We start from the raw sequence: 15,573 nt of genomic DNA on the forward strand, positions 1-15,573 counted from the left end.
AGCGGGTAGCGAATTGGCCCCGCGCATCAAGATAGGGTAACGTCGGCGCGCCGCAAGGCATTGGCTGCGCGCGTTGACTGATCAAAAGCGTTCACGTTGTCGTGGCGAGTGAAGGGGGCTGCCAGATGCCCCGTTGTATTCAAGCCGCTGCTCGACAAGGCGAGGCGAAAGGAGACGCTATGATTTTCCCCACATTACGTAATTTGTCGTTGGGCCAGGTCATGGTCAGGACGGTCAAAGAGTTCGTCGACGACGAGATGTCGACCTATGCCTCGGCATTGGCCTATCAGATGCTGTTTTCACTGTTCCCATTCATCCTCTTTCTGATCGCCTTGATCGGTTTCCTGCATTTGCCTGATTTCTTCTCCTGGCTGCGCATGCAGGCGGGGATGGTCTTGCCGCCTCAGGCGCTGGATCTGGTCAATCCGGTGATCGACCAATTGCAGACTTCCAAGAGTGGCTTGTTGTCGGTGGGTATCGTCGTCGCGCTGTGGAGTGCGTCGGCGGGTATCCGCCTGCTGATGAGCGCGATGAACGCCGCTTACGATGTTCCGGAAGAGCGCCCGGTCTGGAAGCGTCTGCCGTTGTCCGTACTGTATACCGTCGGGATTGCTGGCATGTTGCTGGCGGCGGCGGCCCTGATGGTATTGGGGCCGCAAGTGATGAACTGGATCGCTGCACAGATCGGCCTCGAAGACATAGTCGTCACGTTATGGACCATCGCCCGGTGGCCCGTGATTATCATTTTGATGATGGTGGCCGTGGCGCTGATGTATTACGTGCTGCCCGACGTGAAGCAGGAGTTTCGCTTCATCACCCCTGGTTCTGTGTTGGCGGTGGTGATCTGGATCATCGCATCACTGGGCTTCGCCTTCTATGTGAAGACATTCGCCGATTACAACGCCATGTATGGCAGCATCGGCGCGATCATTGTCCTGCTGCTGTATTTCTATATTTCCTCGGCGGTGCTGTTGCTGGGGGCAGAAATGAATGCCGTGATCGAGCATATGTCGACGGAGGGCAAGGCCAAGGGTCAGAAGGACGCAGACGCGCCAATGGAGGAAAAACATGCCACAGTATTGGGCCACACGCACAGCCCATCTCCTGTTGCGCCGCCCCCTCCAACTGGAAGCATGACCCGATGATCCGCGACATTCTGAAAATGGGTGACGAGCGTCTGCTGCGAATCGCCCCACCCGTGCCTGAAGCCTTGATCGGTACCGAGGAGCTCGATGCGCTGATCGCCGATATGTTCGAAACCATGGAGCATGTCGGTGGCGTCGGTCTTGCCGCGCCGCAGATCGGCATCGACATGCAGTTGGTGATATTTGGTTTCGAGCGCAGTGAGCGTTACCCCGAAGCCGAGCCGGTGCCGCAGACCGTGTTGCTCAACCCGTTGATCACGCCGCTGAGTCCGACTGTGGAAGAAGGCTGGGAAGGGTGCCTGTCGGTGCCAGGCTTGCGCGGTGTAGTCGAGCGTTATCAACACATTCGCTATGAAGGGGTCGATCCGCAGGGGCGGCCCATTCAGCGTGTAGCCCATGGATTTCATGCGCGTGTGGTGCAACACGAATGCGATCACTTGATCGGCCGGTTGTATCCGTCGCGCATTCGCGACTTCACCCGGTTCGGGTTTACCGAGGTGTTATTTCCAGGGCTCGATCCCAACGCCGACGATTGAATCGTCGCTGCCGGCCCGTTCGCGGGGCAGCGCTCGCTCCCACAAGAGCCGTGGGTTGGATGGGAGCGGCTCCGCCCGCGAAGAGGCAATCGGGGGACACCACCCTCACCCCCGCTGCATCGCAATCAACTCTTTGCTCTGCTGATAGCGCCTGAGGCGCTCTGCCAGCGCTGGCGGCAGTGTCTCGGCGACATCGAACTCGACCCGCTCATAGAATCCACGCAACTGCGGATGACAGAACAACCATACTGGTCCTGCAGCGATCGAGGCGTCGATCAGCGCGTGCGCCACGCCACGCCCCCGCCAGCCTGGTGTCACCAGCAAACCCGTCAGCCATTGACCCCGAGCCACCGGGGTCAGGCACAAGCCAGCGATGATTTCGGCGTCACGTGCGACCCAGCCTTGAGCATCCGGGGGCAGGCGCATGGCAGAGCGGTGTTGGCGGTAGTACTTGTTCAGCAGTGGGCGAGCGGCGGCTTGCAGCGCAGCGTACTGGGGTATGGACATGGCTGGCCTTCCTTGGGACTTAGGCAGAGTGTATCCGATTGTTGCTGAAACGGTAATAGTGCATGTCTATAACATGTGTTTAATCTAAATTTCATTCTTGTAAGATATGTTCATCCCTTACGAAAACAACCCGCAGGGGACTCCGGAAGAGTAACTGTCTTCTAAGAGGTCTGGATACTTCGTGTTACGACGCGGTGAATCGTCAAACTATAATAAGCTGTTTAATTTGACCCTATACTGTCCTTATAAAAACTAATAAGCCTAGTCGCCACATGAAGCAAATCGGTTGTAAGATTGCTCTAAAGGCCATTGATCATGAAAAGTATCGCTGCTCTCGCTCTTGTTGGTTTTTCGATTATCGGTTGCATGTCCGCTGCTCAGGCGGCTGATGGCAGCAGTCGTAAGTTGGCGGTTACCGAGTATACCTACGGTACCAAGCTGGATATCGCCAAGGTCGTGGATGTTTCACCGGTTCCGGATGTGTGCGGTGTGGTGCCCGTCACCATGACTTATTTCGACCATCAGGGTCAGGAACACAAGATTGAATACCGTGTGATGGGTAACGGTTGCCAGCAAGGCTAATGTGTTAATTGTTACGCCAAAAGCCCCAGCAGCAGCTGGGGCTTTTTGTATTCGAACTTTAATGCCCTGCCTTGCGAAAAGTGCAATTGATCCGCCAGGGGCCCAGCAATGAATGCTCGGCAGGTTTGATCGGTAATACGCCATGAAATCGCAGCCGGTCGGCACCGCCCCATACCACTACGTCGCCATGGACCAGCGGAACACGCTGGGTACGGTCGCTGCGCTCGAAGCCACCAAATAAAAACGTCGCAGGCAAGCCCAATGAAACAGAAACAATGGGTTCGCCCAGTTGTTTTTCGTCGCGGTCTTGATGCAGTGACATGCGCGCACCCGGCGCGTAGTGATTGATCAGGCAGGCATCCGGATCGAAGTGCTCGAAGCCGGCTTTCTGCGCGGCCTCGCGCGCCAGTTCCAGCATCAGCGGCGGCAGCGCGGGCCAAGGCTCGCCGCTTAGGGGATCGACGGCCGAGTAGCGGTAACCCTGGCGGTCGCTGACCCAGCCGAGGGACCCGCAATTGGTGAGGCCGACGGACATGGTGAAACCGCCAGGGGTGACCATGTGACGGATCTGTGCGCGGCGTTTGATGCTGTCCAGCAATGGCAGCAGCGCGGCGATGTAGGGCAGGGCGAAGCCTTCGAGCACGAATGCCTGACCGCCGATGGCGCGCACGCCACCTGGTGCGCCGGGCAGACCGTCGAACAGGCCTAGGGTGTATTGCACCTGGGTTTTCTCCGATTTTTTGGGGGGAGCCAGTAGGTTCATCGGGCGGGGATAGCGGCCCCTTGCACGTGGTACGACTATGCGTCTGCTGGCACCGCGGGAGCAAGGCTTGCCCGCGAAAATGCGCATGCATGAGAACCCAGGACTTGCGCCCATCGTTCAAGTTTGCAGGACATGCAGGTATTCTGCCCGGCCTGATTACTGATGCGATGGAACCCGCCATGCAATTCACCAGTGGCTTCTTGCTGAGCCTGTCGTTGTGCCTGGATATCGGTGTGGCGAACATCGCCATGATCACGCTGGCCATGCAGCGGGGCTTTTTGCCTGGGTTCTGGTTGGGCCTTGGCACCTGTTTTGGTGATCTGGCCTATGCCGTACTGGCACTGGCAGGCATGACGGTGCTGCTGCAATACCAAAGCGTGCGCTGGGTGCTGTGGCTCGGCGGTTCGGCGTTGTTGATCTGGTTTGCCGTGCGCATGCTGGTGTCGGCAGTCACTAGCAGCAACGAGCTGGCAGTGGCGGGCGAGGCCGGGCAGCGGTCGTCGATCAGAGCGTTTGGCCGTGGGGTGTTCCTGGCGATGTCGTCACCCAGTGCGATTCTGTGGTTTGCGGCGGTCGGCGGCGTGTTGATTTCCCGCGCAGGGGCCTCGGGGCCGATGGGCACCGGGTTGTTTCTGGGCGGGTTCTTCAGTGCCGGGGTGTTGTGGTGTCTGGCGTTATGCGGCGTCGCCAGTCAGGGTGGCAAGCTGCTGGGCGCGCGCCTGCTGAAGGTGTCGTATCTGGTGTCGGCGGGGATTTTCGTGTGGTTCGCGGTGTTCGTGATCATGTCGGGGTACCGCGAGTTCATTCTTGGGGCCGCATCATGAAGTTGAGGTGATGCGGCCGGCCTCTTCGCTAATCCAGGCCCCGGTGAATCAGCGCTTGCAACTGTGGAAGATATCCAGCGCCGGCTGATACACCGCCGTTTGCACCGAAAACAGCCCCAGCACCGAGTGGAACATGTAGTCCTGGCTCAAGTCCGCCTGGTCGCGCTTGTTCGCCAGGCAGTCGCGATCAACACCTGCCGCCGGCAAGGTGCCGTCACCGAACCACATCACCATCGGCACGTGAATCTGCGCCTCTGGCGCAATCGCGTAAGGCGCTGCGTGCAGGTACATGCCGTTCTCGCCCAAGGATTCGCCGTGATCGGAGATGTAAATCATCGAGGTGTCGTATTTGTCCTGATTCTTCTTCAGGAAGTCCACTACCTGCGCGAGGAAGTGGTCGGTGTAAAGAATCGTGTTGTCATACACGTTGACCAATTCGTCCTTGCTGCAACTGCCTAGCTGGTTGGTGTGACAGACCGGCTTGAAGCGCTCTTGATCGGTAGGGTAGCGATCGTAATATTCCGGGCCGTGACTGCCGTCGGCGTGCAGGACGATGATGGCGTTGTCCTTCAGGCTATCGACATAGGGCTGCAGCCCCACCAGCAGCGATTCGTCCAGGCAGCGATTGCCATCGCAGAAGGCGCTCGGCTGGTTCTTGGGGATGTCCTTGTGCGGCACGCGCAGGCAGGCACCCTTGCAGTCGCTGTTGTTGTCGAGCCACAGCACCTGGACGCCGGCGCGCTGCATCACGTCCAGCAGGCCCTCGTAGGTCTTGCCTTTCTTGTCGCTGTAATCCTTGCGCGGGAACATCGAGAACATGCAGGGTACCGACACCGCGGTCGAGGTCCCGCAGGAATGCACCTGGGTGTAATTGAGGATATTGAGCTTGGACAGCTCCGGGTTGGTCTCGCGTGCATAGCCATTGAGCGAGAAGTGGTCGGCGCGAGCGGTTTCACCGACCACGAAGATCATCAGCTGTTTTTTCGGGCGCTGCAGGGCCGCGTTGCTCAGCACGGCGTCTTCGCCGATCTTCTGCACCACCAGGTTTTCCTTGATGGCGAAGCGTTGTTTGATCAGGCGGTTGCTGGCGTAGATATAGTTGGTCGGGTTGATGAAGTGCGTGAGCTTGTCCTGCTGGCGGAAGATCGGCGCGTAGGTGGAATAGAAGCTGCCCACCGATGCTGCCACCAGCACCAGACAACCAACGATCACCAACACCTTGTTGATCAGCCCCGGTAACCAGCGCCGATACACCACCGGCCAGCAGCAGACCAACAGCGCGGGAACGACGCCGAGCAGCAACAGATAACCGAACAGTTTCGGGCTGAGCAGCGCGGCGGCCTCGCCAGGATTGGTTTCGAGGACGTTCTGCATCATGTCGGTATCGATGGCGATACCGTAGGTGTCCATGAAATAGGCCGCCGCCGCCGAGCACAGGAAGATCACCACCAGCACCGGTTTGAACACAGGCCGAAACGACACCACTGTCAGTAGCACAGTGAAGGCCGCCCACAGGAATACGGCGAACGACAGATTGAACGCCAGCGCCTTGAGACCCGAAAAATTCACCAGTGCGTCAACGGCTTTCCAGGTGGCCAGATTGTAGATCGCCACTAACACTGCGGCGCAGAGCATCACCAATCGTTGGCTGCTGATGGAGGGGAGGCGACGGCTTATAACGCTGATCATCGATGGCTCTTGTTGTTAGAGGGAGTGGCGGAAAAGGGACGCCAGGGGCTAACTGGCGCGCCCGTCGACTGTAGAGTGCCACTTATCGAAAAATTGTGAAAACGCTACGACCTGGCACGCAGCGGCGGTACGAAATGACCTGTTCGTCGTGAATTTTGGCATTGCCGATTTTAGCTTTGAAGCGCCATCATGGGCCGGCGAATCGTCAGCGTTCCAACCCGAACGAAGGAAATAACAATATGAGCCTTCAATCACTCGCCGTTGCTTCACCTGCCTACGAACTGTCCATTACCCGCCTGATCGACGCCCCTTGCGCCCGCGTGTTTCGCGCCTGGACCCGCGCCGAACTGCTCAAGCGCTGGTGGGGACCCCACGGCATGACTACCCCTGAATGCACCCTGCAGCTATGGCCCGGCGGCCTGTTCAGCACCCTGATGCGCGCCCCGGATGGTAGTGAGTATCCGACCCAAGGCGTGTTCCTGGAAATCGAAGCGCCGCGCCGGATCGTCTTCACCGATGCCTTTTTGCCCGGTTGGATACCCTCGGCCAAGCCCTTCATGACCGCCGTTATCGAACTCGAGGACGTGCATGGCAAAACCCGCTACACCGCCAGCGCCTGGCATTGGAGCGCCGAAGATTGTCGCAGTCATGAGGCAATGGGGTTTCATCAGGGCTGGAATGAAAGTCTGGATCGGCTGGTGGAGCTAGTCACCCGCGAGTTACGCGATGATTGATCGGCTCACTCCGGCTTGAGCGCCAGCCTGAAAGTGAACAGCGTGCCCGTCTCGGCCGTCGAAGACACCTCCATATGACCGCCATGGGCGCGGGCGATCTGATCGGCGATGTACAGCCCAAGGCCCAGGCCGCTGGGCGGTGCATCGGCGTTATGGCGGGTGAAGGGCTGAAACAGTTGCGCCAGCACCGGCGCCGAGATGGGCGTGCCCTGGTTGTGCACGCTCAGGCGAAATATCCCGTCTTCGACGTCCGCTTCAATGATCACCGGACCCTCTTTCGAACCATGGTGAATGGCGTTGGCCACCAGGTTGGAGAGCAGTTGGGTGATACGCTCGCGATCGCCTTTGAGGTCGCGCAGGTCGCCAATATGCAGATTGAACACCCGCTGCGGATTGACTCGATGAACTTCGGCGACCACATGTTGCAGCGCCTCGGCAAGATCGGGCAGCGGCACCATGTTCACGGTGATGCCGGAGCCCAGGCGACCGCGGGCGAAGTCGAGCACGTCCTCGACCAGCCGCGAAGCGCGATTGCTGCTGGTAATGATGTGCTCGATGATGCTGATGCTGCGCTCGTCCACGGCGCGGCGCAGAAGCATTTCGGCCCCGGCGTTGATGGCGAACAGTGGATTGCGCAGGTCATGGCCCAGCACGGCGATGAACTGCTCGCGCAATTCGGCCACCTGACGCTCCTGCAGCAGCGCCTGTTCGGTCTCGACGAAGGCTTCTTCACTTTCCATCTGGATCGATAGCAGGCGCGCGAAGGACTCGATCATCGGCTGAATGGCCGAACCCTTGAGCTGTACGGGATTGGGGTCGAGCGCGCAGATGGTGCCGAAAAACTCGCCGTTGGTGCGGAACACCGGCACCGAAATATAGCTCTCGAACTTGTAGATGCGCGGGGTGTGATGATCGCAGTAAAGCGGGTCGGTGCTCGCCTGATCCATGATGATGGTGCGGTGGTGATCGCGAATCTCGTCACACAACGTGGTGTTGAGCTCGAGTTCGCCACCCACTTGCAGACCAAATCCGAGGTTGTCGAGCACCGCGCAGGCGATCCAAGCAGTATCCGTCACCCTCGCGACGGCCGCAAAGCGCATGCCAGTGGTCTCGCAGATCACCTGCAATAACGCGGGCACGGCATTGATTCGGCCGATGGTGGCGATATCGGCAGCAACGGTTTTCGCCATGGAGCAGTGGATTTCCCAGAAAATGGAAGCGGCTCGCGTCGGTGCGAGCATACAGTAGCTGGGAGTCTAAGCGAGACCGTAGTGCGCTGTAAAAAGATGTTTTCGGACCGCATTATCTGCTGTCAGGGCCCGCATGGCTCATGCGCTACGACTGGGCAACCGAGCTTCATCCTGCTGGGCCAACAGCCTGCCCAGCGCCAGTTTGTCGATCGGCCTGCTCATATAGAAGCCTTGCACCTCGTGACAGGCATCGGAGTTCAAGAGTGCCAGTTGCTGCTCGGTCTCTACCCCTTCGGCGGTGACCTTCAAACCCATGGCCTTGCCCAGGTTGATGATCGCCTGTACCACCGCGCGATCGTTGCTGCCCAGGGCCATGGCGGCGATGAAGCGCTTGTCGATCTTGATGCTGTCGAATGGGTAGGTGCGCAGATAGCCGAGAGACGAGTAACCGGTACCGAAATCATCCATGTTCAGGCGCACGCCCAGCTCCTTGAGGGCGTTCATGATGTGCAGGGCATTGTCGATATCGTTGAGCATGACGTTTTCGGTGATCTCCAGCTCCAGGCGATGGGCCGGCAGGCCGGTCTGGATCAAGGTCTCGCGTACATCCGCGACCACATCGCTGCGGGAAAACTGCGCGGGCGACAGGTTCACCGAGACCATCAGATCGCCCGGCCAGTGGCGCGCCGTCTCGCAGGCTTCGCGCAGCACCCAGCGGCCGAGGGGCACGATCAGCTCGGTCTGTTCGGCCAAGGGAATGAAGGCATCGGGGCTGATCAGGCCCTCGATCGGATGATCCCAGCGTACCAGTGCCTCGACGGAGACGATGGTCATGCCGTCGAGCTCGTAGCGCGGTTGATAGTGGAGGATGAACTCGTGGTTCTTTACCGCCAGGCGCAGTTCGTTTTCGAGGTGGCGGCGATGCTGGATTTCCTCGTTCATCTGCGCCGAGAAGTAGCGCCAGGTGTTCTTGCCTTCGGCTTTGGCGGCGTACAGGGCGATATCGGCGCAGCGGATCAGTTCAGTCGGATCCGGCCCCTGCAGATGGCTTTGAGCGATGCCCATGCTGGCGCCGATGTACAACTGTTGATCGCCATGGACGATGGGCTGGCGCATGCTTTCGATGAGGCGCGCACAAAAGCGATCGATCTCCTTGTCGTTGGTCAGGCCGCTGAGCACCATGAGGAATTCGTCCCCGCCCAGGCGCGCCACCAGGTCCTGCTCGCGGGTGGCGTCGCGCAGGCGCTTGGCGACTTCGAGCAACACGGCATCGCCGACGGGGTGGCCGAGGGTATCGTTGATCGGCTTGAAATCGTCCAGGTCCAGCAACAGCAAAGTCAGGCCATGGGCATTGCCGTGGTTGCCGGGCGGATGCGACAACCGACCAAGGGCCTCTTCCAGGTGGCGAGCCAGCAGATTGCGGTTGGGCAGACCGGTGAGGGCGTCGTGCATCGACAGGTGCTGGATCTGCGCATGGGCGGCCACTTCGTCGGTGATATCGCTCGCCGTGCCGCGAAACCCCGCTACCTGGCCATCCTGCAGTATCGGCCGAGCCGACACCCGGCAGTAACGTGGTTGCGCACAATGATCTCGGTAAGTGCAGCGCAGATGAGCCGTGTGGGGCTGGCTGTTGCGCAGATCGGCCAGCCAGGTGTCGATCGGCAACGTGTCGCAATGCAGCAGCTGCTCGAGGGGTTTGCCCAGCCAGTCGTCACTGGTAAAGCCGGTCACCGCCACGAATCGCGTCGACAGGTACAGGATCCGACCTTGCTCATCGGTTTCCCAGATCCAGTCCGAGGCAGCCTCTGCCACCGCGCGAAACCGCTCCTCACTGGCTTCCAGCGCCTGGTTGCTGACTTTTAAAACCCGGTAGTTGGAGTCCATTTGCTGTGAGGTGCGCAAGGCGAACCGGAAGAAGTAACCCAGCAGCAGGCATAGCACCATACCGGCAGCCAATAGGGGAGGGACCACCGACCACAGCAGGTCGTTGCCGGGTCGCGGCTGATCCCAGGTCAGGCGATAGCCGGTGCGGCCCAGATTGAGTTGCGGACGCGACGAGGTCTGCACCCCTGGCGCCTCGATCGCAAGGCCCGTGAGGCCATAGGCTTGACCCAGTTTGAGCAGTTTGGCCGGGGTCAACTGGTCGACGAAAATCATCACCGACAGGGAGGCCGGATCGACCCGCGTGCCGTCGTCACCGGGTTGAATCGCCGCAGCCGTGACCAGCGCCGGCCAGCCATTGAACAGCGCGAAGCGGTCTACTGCTCGGGCCTGTGCGGCTGCATCCTGGGCGGCGTCGATCAGGCTGCCCAGCGAGGTGTCCAGGTACCGCGACAGCGCAACCTCGGTGAGGCGTCCGTTGAGCAGGCCGTATTTGGTGCTCTTGCGGTCGATCACGAACACGCCTTCGTAGCCGTTGTTGATAAACAGCGGATCGCCCAGATTGCGCTCTTTATAGGCCCACTGAGTGTCGGCAATGCCGTTGAGGTGGTCGTAGGCGCTGTCCCAGACGGCAAAGGAGCTAATCAATGCCGCCGACGTGGCAGTGCGGGTTTCCAGGGCCTTTTGGGTATAGAAGTAGCTTTTCTGCAGCTCTTCGCTGTTGAGGTTGCGGGCGATGTTGATCAGGGCGCCCATGCCGAGCAAAAACGCTGCGGCAAACAACAAGCCGATCAATGCCACCAGCGTGCGGGTATGGGGCGTTTGGGGTAGGGCAGGTAAAGACGAATCCGCATTGGTTTTATTCATTATTGTGCTGATCCTTGCGATTGTGCGTTGGATTGACTGACCCTGGCACTTTTGCTTCCTGCAAAGGGCGCCCTGAAGCGTCGGCAGCCCTTGTTCGTAGAGTCTGGTTGGCATACGTAAATGTGTCGAACTCGACGACAAGATGCGCTGAAAAAGCAGACGAGTGGTGGAAGGAACTTTGGTAATAAATTGTCACGTTTGTGGGAATTTGCCCCATTGACCAAAGCGGGTGGTTGCAGGATCGGCGGTGCGAGCACCGCCTCCAATCGGTAGCCAAGTCGGAGATTTAGCCTTGGCGAGTAAAGAAATTCGGCCTTTGGCGTGGAAACCGTTACGCTATGCCGTTGAATTTCCGAACTGCGCCGAGGTAACACCCGTGTTTTCCCAATTTGCCCTGCACGAACGCCTGCTCAAAGCCGTGGCCGAACTGAAATTTGTCGAGCCTACGCCAGTGCAGGTCGCGGCCATTCCGCTCGCGCTGCAAGGCAAGGACCTGCGGGTAACCGCCCAGACCGGCAGCGGCAAGACGGCAGCGTTTGTGCTGCCATTGCTCAATCGCCTGATGGGGCCGGCCCAGGTACGCGTCGATATCCGTGTGCTGATCCTGTTGCCGACGCGCGAACTGGCGCAGCAGACCCTCAAGGAAGTCGAGCGCTTTTCGCAGTTCACCTTTATCAAGGCCGGCCTGATCACCGGCGGTGAGGACTTCAAGGTCCAGGCCGCCATGCTGCGCAAGGTCCCGGACATCCTGATCGGTACCCCGGGCCGCCTGCTGGAGCAACTCAACGCCGGTAACCTGGACCTGAAAAAGGTCGAGGTGATGGTCCTCGACGAAGCCGACCGCATGCTCGACATGGGCTTCTCTGAAGACGTCCAGCGCCTGTGCGACGAAGCCGTCAATCGCCAGCAGACCCTGCTGTTCTCCGCCACCACCGGCGGTGCCGGCCTGCGCGACATGATCGGCAAGGTGCTCAAGGACCCTGAGCACCTGCTGATCAACAACGTCAGCGAGCTGGCCTCGGGCACTCGTCAACAGATCGTAACTGCCGACCACAACGTGCACAAGGAACAGATCCTCAACTGGCTGCTGGCCAACGAGACCTACCAGAAGGCGATCATCTTTACCAATACCCGGGCCATGGCCGACCGTATCTACGGCCGTCTGGTGGCGCAGGAATACAAGACGTTCGTCTTGCATGGCGAAAAAGATCAGAAGGACCGCAAGCTGGCGATCGACCGCCTCAAGCAGGGCGGCGTGAAGATCCTGGTGGCCACCGATGTCGCGGCCCGTGGCCTGGATGTCGAAGGCCTCGACCTGGTGATCAACTTCGACATGCCCCGCAGTGGTGACGACTACGTGCACCGTATCGGCCGTACGGGCCGGGCTGGCAACGAAGGCCTGGCTGTGTCGTTGATCTGCCATGGCGATTGGAATCTGATGTCGAGCATCGAGCGCTACCTCAAGCAGAGCTTCGAGCGCCGAGTGATCAAAGAGGTCAAAGGCACCTATAGCGGCCCGAAAAAGGTCAAGGCATCAGGCAAGGCCGTCGGCGTGAAAAAGAAGAAGGTCGACGGCAAGAAAGCCGACAAGAAGACTGCCGCCAAGGGCCCGACCAAGCGCAAGACGGTCAATCGTCCGAAAGCCGACCCGTTGGTGAGCGGTGATGGCATGGCGCCGCTCAAGCGCCGCAAGCCAGAGGCTGCGGCCGAGTAATGCGAGGCCCCGTAGCGAGGGGGCTTGCCCCCGATTAGGCTGATCAGCCATCTGGATAGTGCTGGCTTCCCTTTTGGTGGCTAGCCTGCTCGCTACGGGTTCTGAAATGAAATGTGGCGATATTTGGTGATTTAAGGCAAGCGCTGCTATGGACATCGGACTATCATCAGTTTGAAGCGCAGCAGTTCTGCCGCTCAGTATCACCCTGAAGGGGGGCTGTATGAGAAATCCACTGTACAACTGGCTCCATGACCTCGCCGTCGCACTCGGCCTGGTGCCTCCACCTTTGCAACCCGTGCCTATTCCCACCGAAGACAAGCGCCGTCAGCCGCCACGCCGCCGCTGAATATATCCAAAGTCCGCACGGCTCTTTCGCGGTATAGCCTTGCTCCCAGAGGTGTGCGCTCACAAGCGGAGCACACAGTGGGAGCAAAGCTTGCTCGCGAAGAGGCCCGCAGGATGCCTTCACCAGCAAGCCCTTACGCTGATCAAAACCGAGGCTTGACCTGCGTCCAGTCAGGTTTGTACTTGCGCATCTGCTTCACATCATCCCGGCTGCGAATCCCGCAGCTCAAGAATTGCTCGTGCAGCTTGCCCAACTGATCGTAATCCAGCTCCAGGCCCAACCCAGGGGTCTTGTTGATCTGCACGGCGCCGTTGACGATCTTCAGCTTGCCGCCCTTGATCACTTCCTCGTCCGGTTCCTGCCACGGGTAGTGGGTATCGCAGGCGTAATCCAGATTCGGCGTCGCCGCCGCCACGTGAGCCATGGCCATCAGGCTGATCGCCAGGTGCGAGTTGGAGTGCATCGACACGCCCAGGCCCCATACGTCGCACATCTTCGCCAACGCCACCGTGTCGCGCAGGCCGCCCCAGTAATGGTGGTCGGCCAGCACGATCTGCACACTGTTCAATTCCACGCTGCGGCGGAACTCGTCGAAGTCGGTGACCACCATGTTGGTCGCCAGCGGCAGACCGGTGCGCTTGTGCAGCTCGGACATGCCGTCCAGGCCCGGGGTCGGGTCTTCGTAGTACTGCAGGTCGTCGCCCAGCAGCTCGGCCATGCGGATGGCGGTTTCCAGCGACCAGTTGCCATTGGGGTCGATGCGCAGCGGGCAGTTGGGGAAGGCTTTTTTCAACGCCTTGATGCACGCCACTTCGTGTTCCGGGTCCAGCGCGCCGGCCTTGAGCTTGATGCTCTGGAAGCCGTTCTCGTCGATCATGCGCTTGGCCTGGGCGACGATCTGCGCTTCGCTCAGGGCTTCACCCCAGGAATCCGGCGCGTAGGGTGAGTCGATATGCTGGGCGTACTTGAAGAACAGGTAGGCACTGAAGGGCACTTCGTCACGGCAGCGGCCACCGAGCAGGTCCACCAGCGGCAGGTTCAGCGAACGTGCTTGCAGATCGAGGAACGCCACTTCGAAGGCCGAATAGGCGTTGCTCACCGCCTTGCTGGCGTGGGAACCCGGGGCCAGTTCGGCACCGGCCAGGCTGGCGGGCCGATGCTTGGCCACCACGCTTTTGACCACTTCGCGCAGGTGGTTGAGGTTGAACGGATCCAGGCCGATCAGTTCGCCTTTGAGGGCTTCCTGGATCGCCAGTGCCGGCGCATCGCCGTAGCTTTCACCGAGGCCAATGTAGCCGTTGTCGCTTTCGATTTCGATGATCGAGCGCAGTGCATAGGGCTCGTGGATGCCGCTGGCATTGAGCAACGGCGGGTCACGGAAGGCAATCGGGGTGACGGTTACGCGTTTGATTTTCAAGAGTCAGCTCCTAAGACTTAGTGAACCATGGCCGGGCCGGCCGGCTGCGAGCCGGCCTTGTCACCCTTGGGTTTGGTGCGCGCGAAGAAGATCACGATGGCGGCCAGCAACGAGGTCGCGGCCAGGCCATACAGGCCACCCTGGATCGACCCGGTTTTCTCTTCCAGAAAGCCGAACACGGTCGGCGCAACGAAACCGCCGAGGTTGCCCAGCGAGTTGATCAGCGCAATCACCGCCGCTGCCACGCGAGCATCCAGGTAGCCCTGTGGAATCGGCCAGAACAGCGCCGATGCCGCCTTGAAGCCGATTGCCGCAAAGCAGATGGCCACGAAGGCGAACACCGGGCCGCCGTAGGTGGAAGCGAACATGCCGATCGCCGCGATCACCAGGCAGGTCGAGACCCAGGCCTGCTGAAACTTGAACTTCGCAGCCAGGGCGGCAAAACCGTACATGGCAATGATCGAGATGATCCACGGAATCGAGTTGAACAGGCCGACTTCGAAGTCGCCCATGTTGCCCATCTTCTTGATCATGCTAGGCAGCCAGAAGGTGGCGCCATAAATGGTCAGGGCAACGGAGAAGTAGATAAAGCAGAACAGCGCGATCTGCCGGTCCGCCAGCAAGCGCATCAGCGACGGACGCACAGTGTATTCGGCGTCCTTGAGGCGTTGTTCTTCTTCGATGCAGTCGATCAGTGCGGTTTTTTCGGGTTCACTCAGGTACTTGGCTTCGCTGATATGCGAATCCAGCAGGGCGTAGACGAAAAAGCACAGCACCACCGAGAAGCCGCCCTCGATGATGAACATCCACTGCCAGCCGTGCAGGCCCAGACCGGAGACGCTGAGCAGGGCGCCGGTGACAGGCCCGGAGATCACCGAGGCGATGGCCGAGCCGCTGAGGAAGATCGCCATGGCTTTGCCGCGTTCGCTCGAAGGCAGCCACTGGGTGAAGTAGTAAATGATGCCTGGGAAGAAGCCCGCTTCCGCTGCGCCGAGCAAGAAGCGCAGCACGTAGAAGCTGGTCTCGCCCTTGACGAACGCCATGGCCATGGCCACCACGCCCCAGGTCAGCATGATGCGCGCCAGCCAGGCGCGGGCGCCGAAGCGTTGCAGCAGCAGGTTGGAAGGTACTTCAAAAATCGCGTAGCCGACGAAGAACAATCCGGCGCCCAAGCCATAGGCGGCCGCGCCGATGCCGAGGTCGGTTTCCATGTGCGTGCGCACGAAGCCGACGTTGACGCGGTCGATATAGTTGACGATGAACATGATCACGAACAGGGGTAATACGTGCATCTTTACTTTCGCCACCGCCGACTTGAGCGTTTCGCTCATCGGGGTGCCGGACACTGCAGACGGAGTCTTCACATTACATCTCCCAC

The 15,573-nt window shown here is 59.9% G+C and carries 14 protein-coding genes; 7 read left to right on the top strand and 7 right to left on the bottom strand.

Annotated features, from left to right (window positions below; genetic code table 11):
• The first annotated feature begins 179 nt into the window (after window positions 1-179).
• Both LIX93_RS16510 and def read left to right on the top strand, forming a co-directional pair.
• On the top strand, window positions 180-1,145 hold the full coding sequence (locus LIX93_RS16510; protein ID WP_226505330.1) for a YihY/virulence factor BrkB family protein: 966 nt from the start codon (window positions 180-182) through the stop codon (window positions 1,143-1,145).
• Window positions 1,142-1,681 (top strand): peptide deformylase, encoded by a 540-nt coding sequence (gene def, locus LIX93_RS16515; RefSeq protein ID WP_226505124.1) that lies wholly within the window; start codon window positions 1,142-1,144, stop codon window positions 1,679-1,681. The genes LIX93_RS16510 and def overlap by 4 nt, the downstream gene beginning before the upstream one ends.
• Before the next feature lie 105 nt (window positions 1,682-1,786).
• On the opposite strand, the gene LIX93_RS16520 is transcribed toward def, so the two are convergent.
• Window positions 1,787-2,188 carry a GNAT family N-acetyltransferase gene (locus LIX93_RS16520; RefSeq protein ID WP_226505125.1) on the bottom strand — a complete coding sequence of 134 codons (402 nt, stop codon included), beginning with the start codon at window positions 2,186-2,188 and terminating at the stop codon, window positions 1,787-1,789.
• Window positions 2,189-2,503: 315 nt separating this feature from the next.
• On the opposite strand from LIX93_RS16520, the gene LIX93_RS16525 reads away from it, so the two are divergent.
• Window positions 2,504-2,770 carry a DUF2790 domain-containing protein gene (locus LIX93_RS16525; protein WP_226505126.1) on the top strand — a complete coding sequence of 89 codons (267 nt, stop codon included), beginning with the start codon at window positions 2,504-2,506 and terminating at the stop codon, window positions 2,768-2,770.
• A gap of 58 nt (window positions 2,771-2,828) precedes the next feature.
• On the opposite strand, the gene alkB is transcribed toward LIX93_RS16525, so the two are convergent.
• The gene (alkB, locus tag LIX93_RS16530; RefSeq protein WP_226505331.1) at window positions 2,829-3,473 is read right to left on the bottom strand and encodes a DNA oxidative demethylase AlkB; all 645 of its coding nucleotides are present in this window, start codon (window positions 3,471-3,473) and stop codon (window positions 2,829-2,831) included.
• Window positions 3,474-3,712: 239 nt separating this feature from the next.
• On the opposite strand from alkB, the gene LIX93_RS16535 reads away from it, so the two are divergent.
• Complete coding sequence (locus LIX93_RS16535) at window positions 3,713-4,357, top strand: LysE family transporter (RefSeq protein ID WP_226505127.1); 645 nt, start codon at window positions 3,713-3,715, stop codon at window positions 4,355-4,357.
• A 48-nt stretch (window positions 4,358-4,405) separates the two neighbouring features.
• Here the strand turns inward: LIX93_RS16535 and LIX93_RS16540 are convergent, their stop codons facing one another.
• Window positions 4,406-6,046 carry a phosphoethanolamine--lipid A transferase gene (locus LIX93_RS16540; protein WP_226505128.1) on the bottom strand — a complete coding sequence of 547 codons (1,641 nt, stop codon included), beginning with the start codon at window positions 6,044-6,046 and terminating at the stop codon, window positions 4,406-4,408.
• Window positions 6,047-6,285: 239 nt separating this feature from the next.
• Here LIX93_RS16540 and LIX93_RS16545 point away from each other — a divergent pair, with 239 nt between their 5' ends.
• Window positions 6,286-6,780: an SRPBCC family protein gene (locus LIX93_RS16545; RefSeq protein ID WP_226505129.1), complete on the top strand. Its 495-nt coding sequence runs from the start codon at window positions 6,286-6,288 to the stop codon at window positions 6,778-6,780.
• Between the two features lie 5 nt (window positions 6,781-6,785).
• Here LIX93_RS16545 and LIX93_RS16550 read toward each other — a convergent pair whose 3' ends face one another.
• Complete coding sequence (locus LIX93_RS16550) at window positions 6,786-7,970, bottom strand: ATP-binding protein (RefSeq protein ID WP_226505130.1); 1,185 nt, start codon at window positions 7,968-7,970, stop codon at window positions 6,786-6,788.
• 138 nt (window positions 7,971-8,108) lie between these two features.
• Window positions 8,109-10,718, bottom strand: a complete 2,610-nt coding sequence (locus LIX93_RS16555; RefSeq protein WP_226505131.1) for an EAL domain-containing protein — start codon at window positions 10,716-10,718, stop codon at window positions 8,109-8,111.
• A 376-nt stretch (window positions 10,719-11,094) separates the two neighbouring features.
• On the opposite strand from LIX93_RS16555, the gene LIX93_RS16560 reads away from it, so the two are divergent.
• Window positions 11,095-12,432 carry a DEAD/DEAH box helicase gene (locus tag LIX93_RS16560; protein ID WP_226505132.1) on the top strand — a complete coding sequence of 446 codons (1,338 nt, stop codon included), beginning with the start codon at window positions 11,095-11,097 and terminating at the stop codon, window positions 12,430-12,432.
• Window positions 12,433-12,652: 220 nt separating this feature from the next.
• Window positions 12,653-12,778 (top strand): PA1414 family protein, encoded by a 126-nt coding sequence (locus LIX93_RS29595; protein ID WP_260524817.1) that lies wholly within the window; start codon window positions 12,653-12,655, stop codon window positions 12,776-12,778.
• 142 nt (window positions 12,779-12,920) lie between these two features.
• Here the strand turns inward: LIX93_RS29595 and LIX93_RS16565 are convergent, their stop codons facing one another.
• Window positions 12,921-14,195 carry a glucarate dehydratase family protein gene (locus LIX93_RS16565; protein ID WP_226505133.1) on the bottom strand — a complete coding sequence of 425 codons (1,275 nt, stop codon included), beginning with the start codon at window positions 14,193-14,195 and terminating at the stop codon, window positions 12,921-12,923.
• Window positions 14,196-14,212: 17 nt separating this feature from the next.
• Window positions 14,213-15,526: an MFS transporter gene (locus LIX93_RS16570; protein ID WP_226505332.1), complete on the bottom strand. Its 1,314-nt coding sequence runs from the start codon at window positions 15,524-15,526 to the stop codon at window positions 14,213-14,215.
• Between the last annotated feature and the right edge of the window lie 47 nt (window positions 15,527-15,573).

This window comes from Pseudomonas sp. MWU16-30317, from assembly GCF_020515695.1.
Lineage (GTDB): Bacteria > Pseudomonadota > Gammaproteobacteria > Pseudomonadales > Pseudomonadaceae > Aquipseudomonas.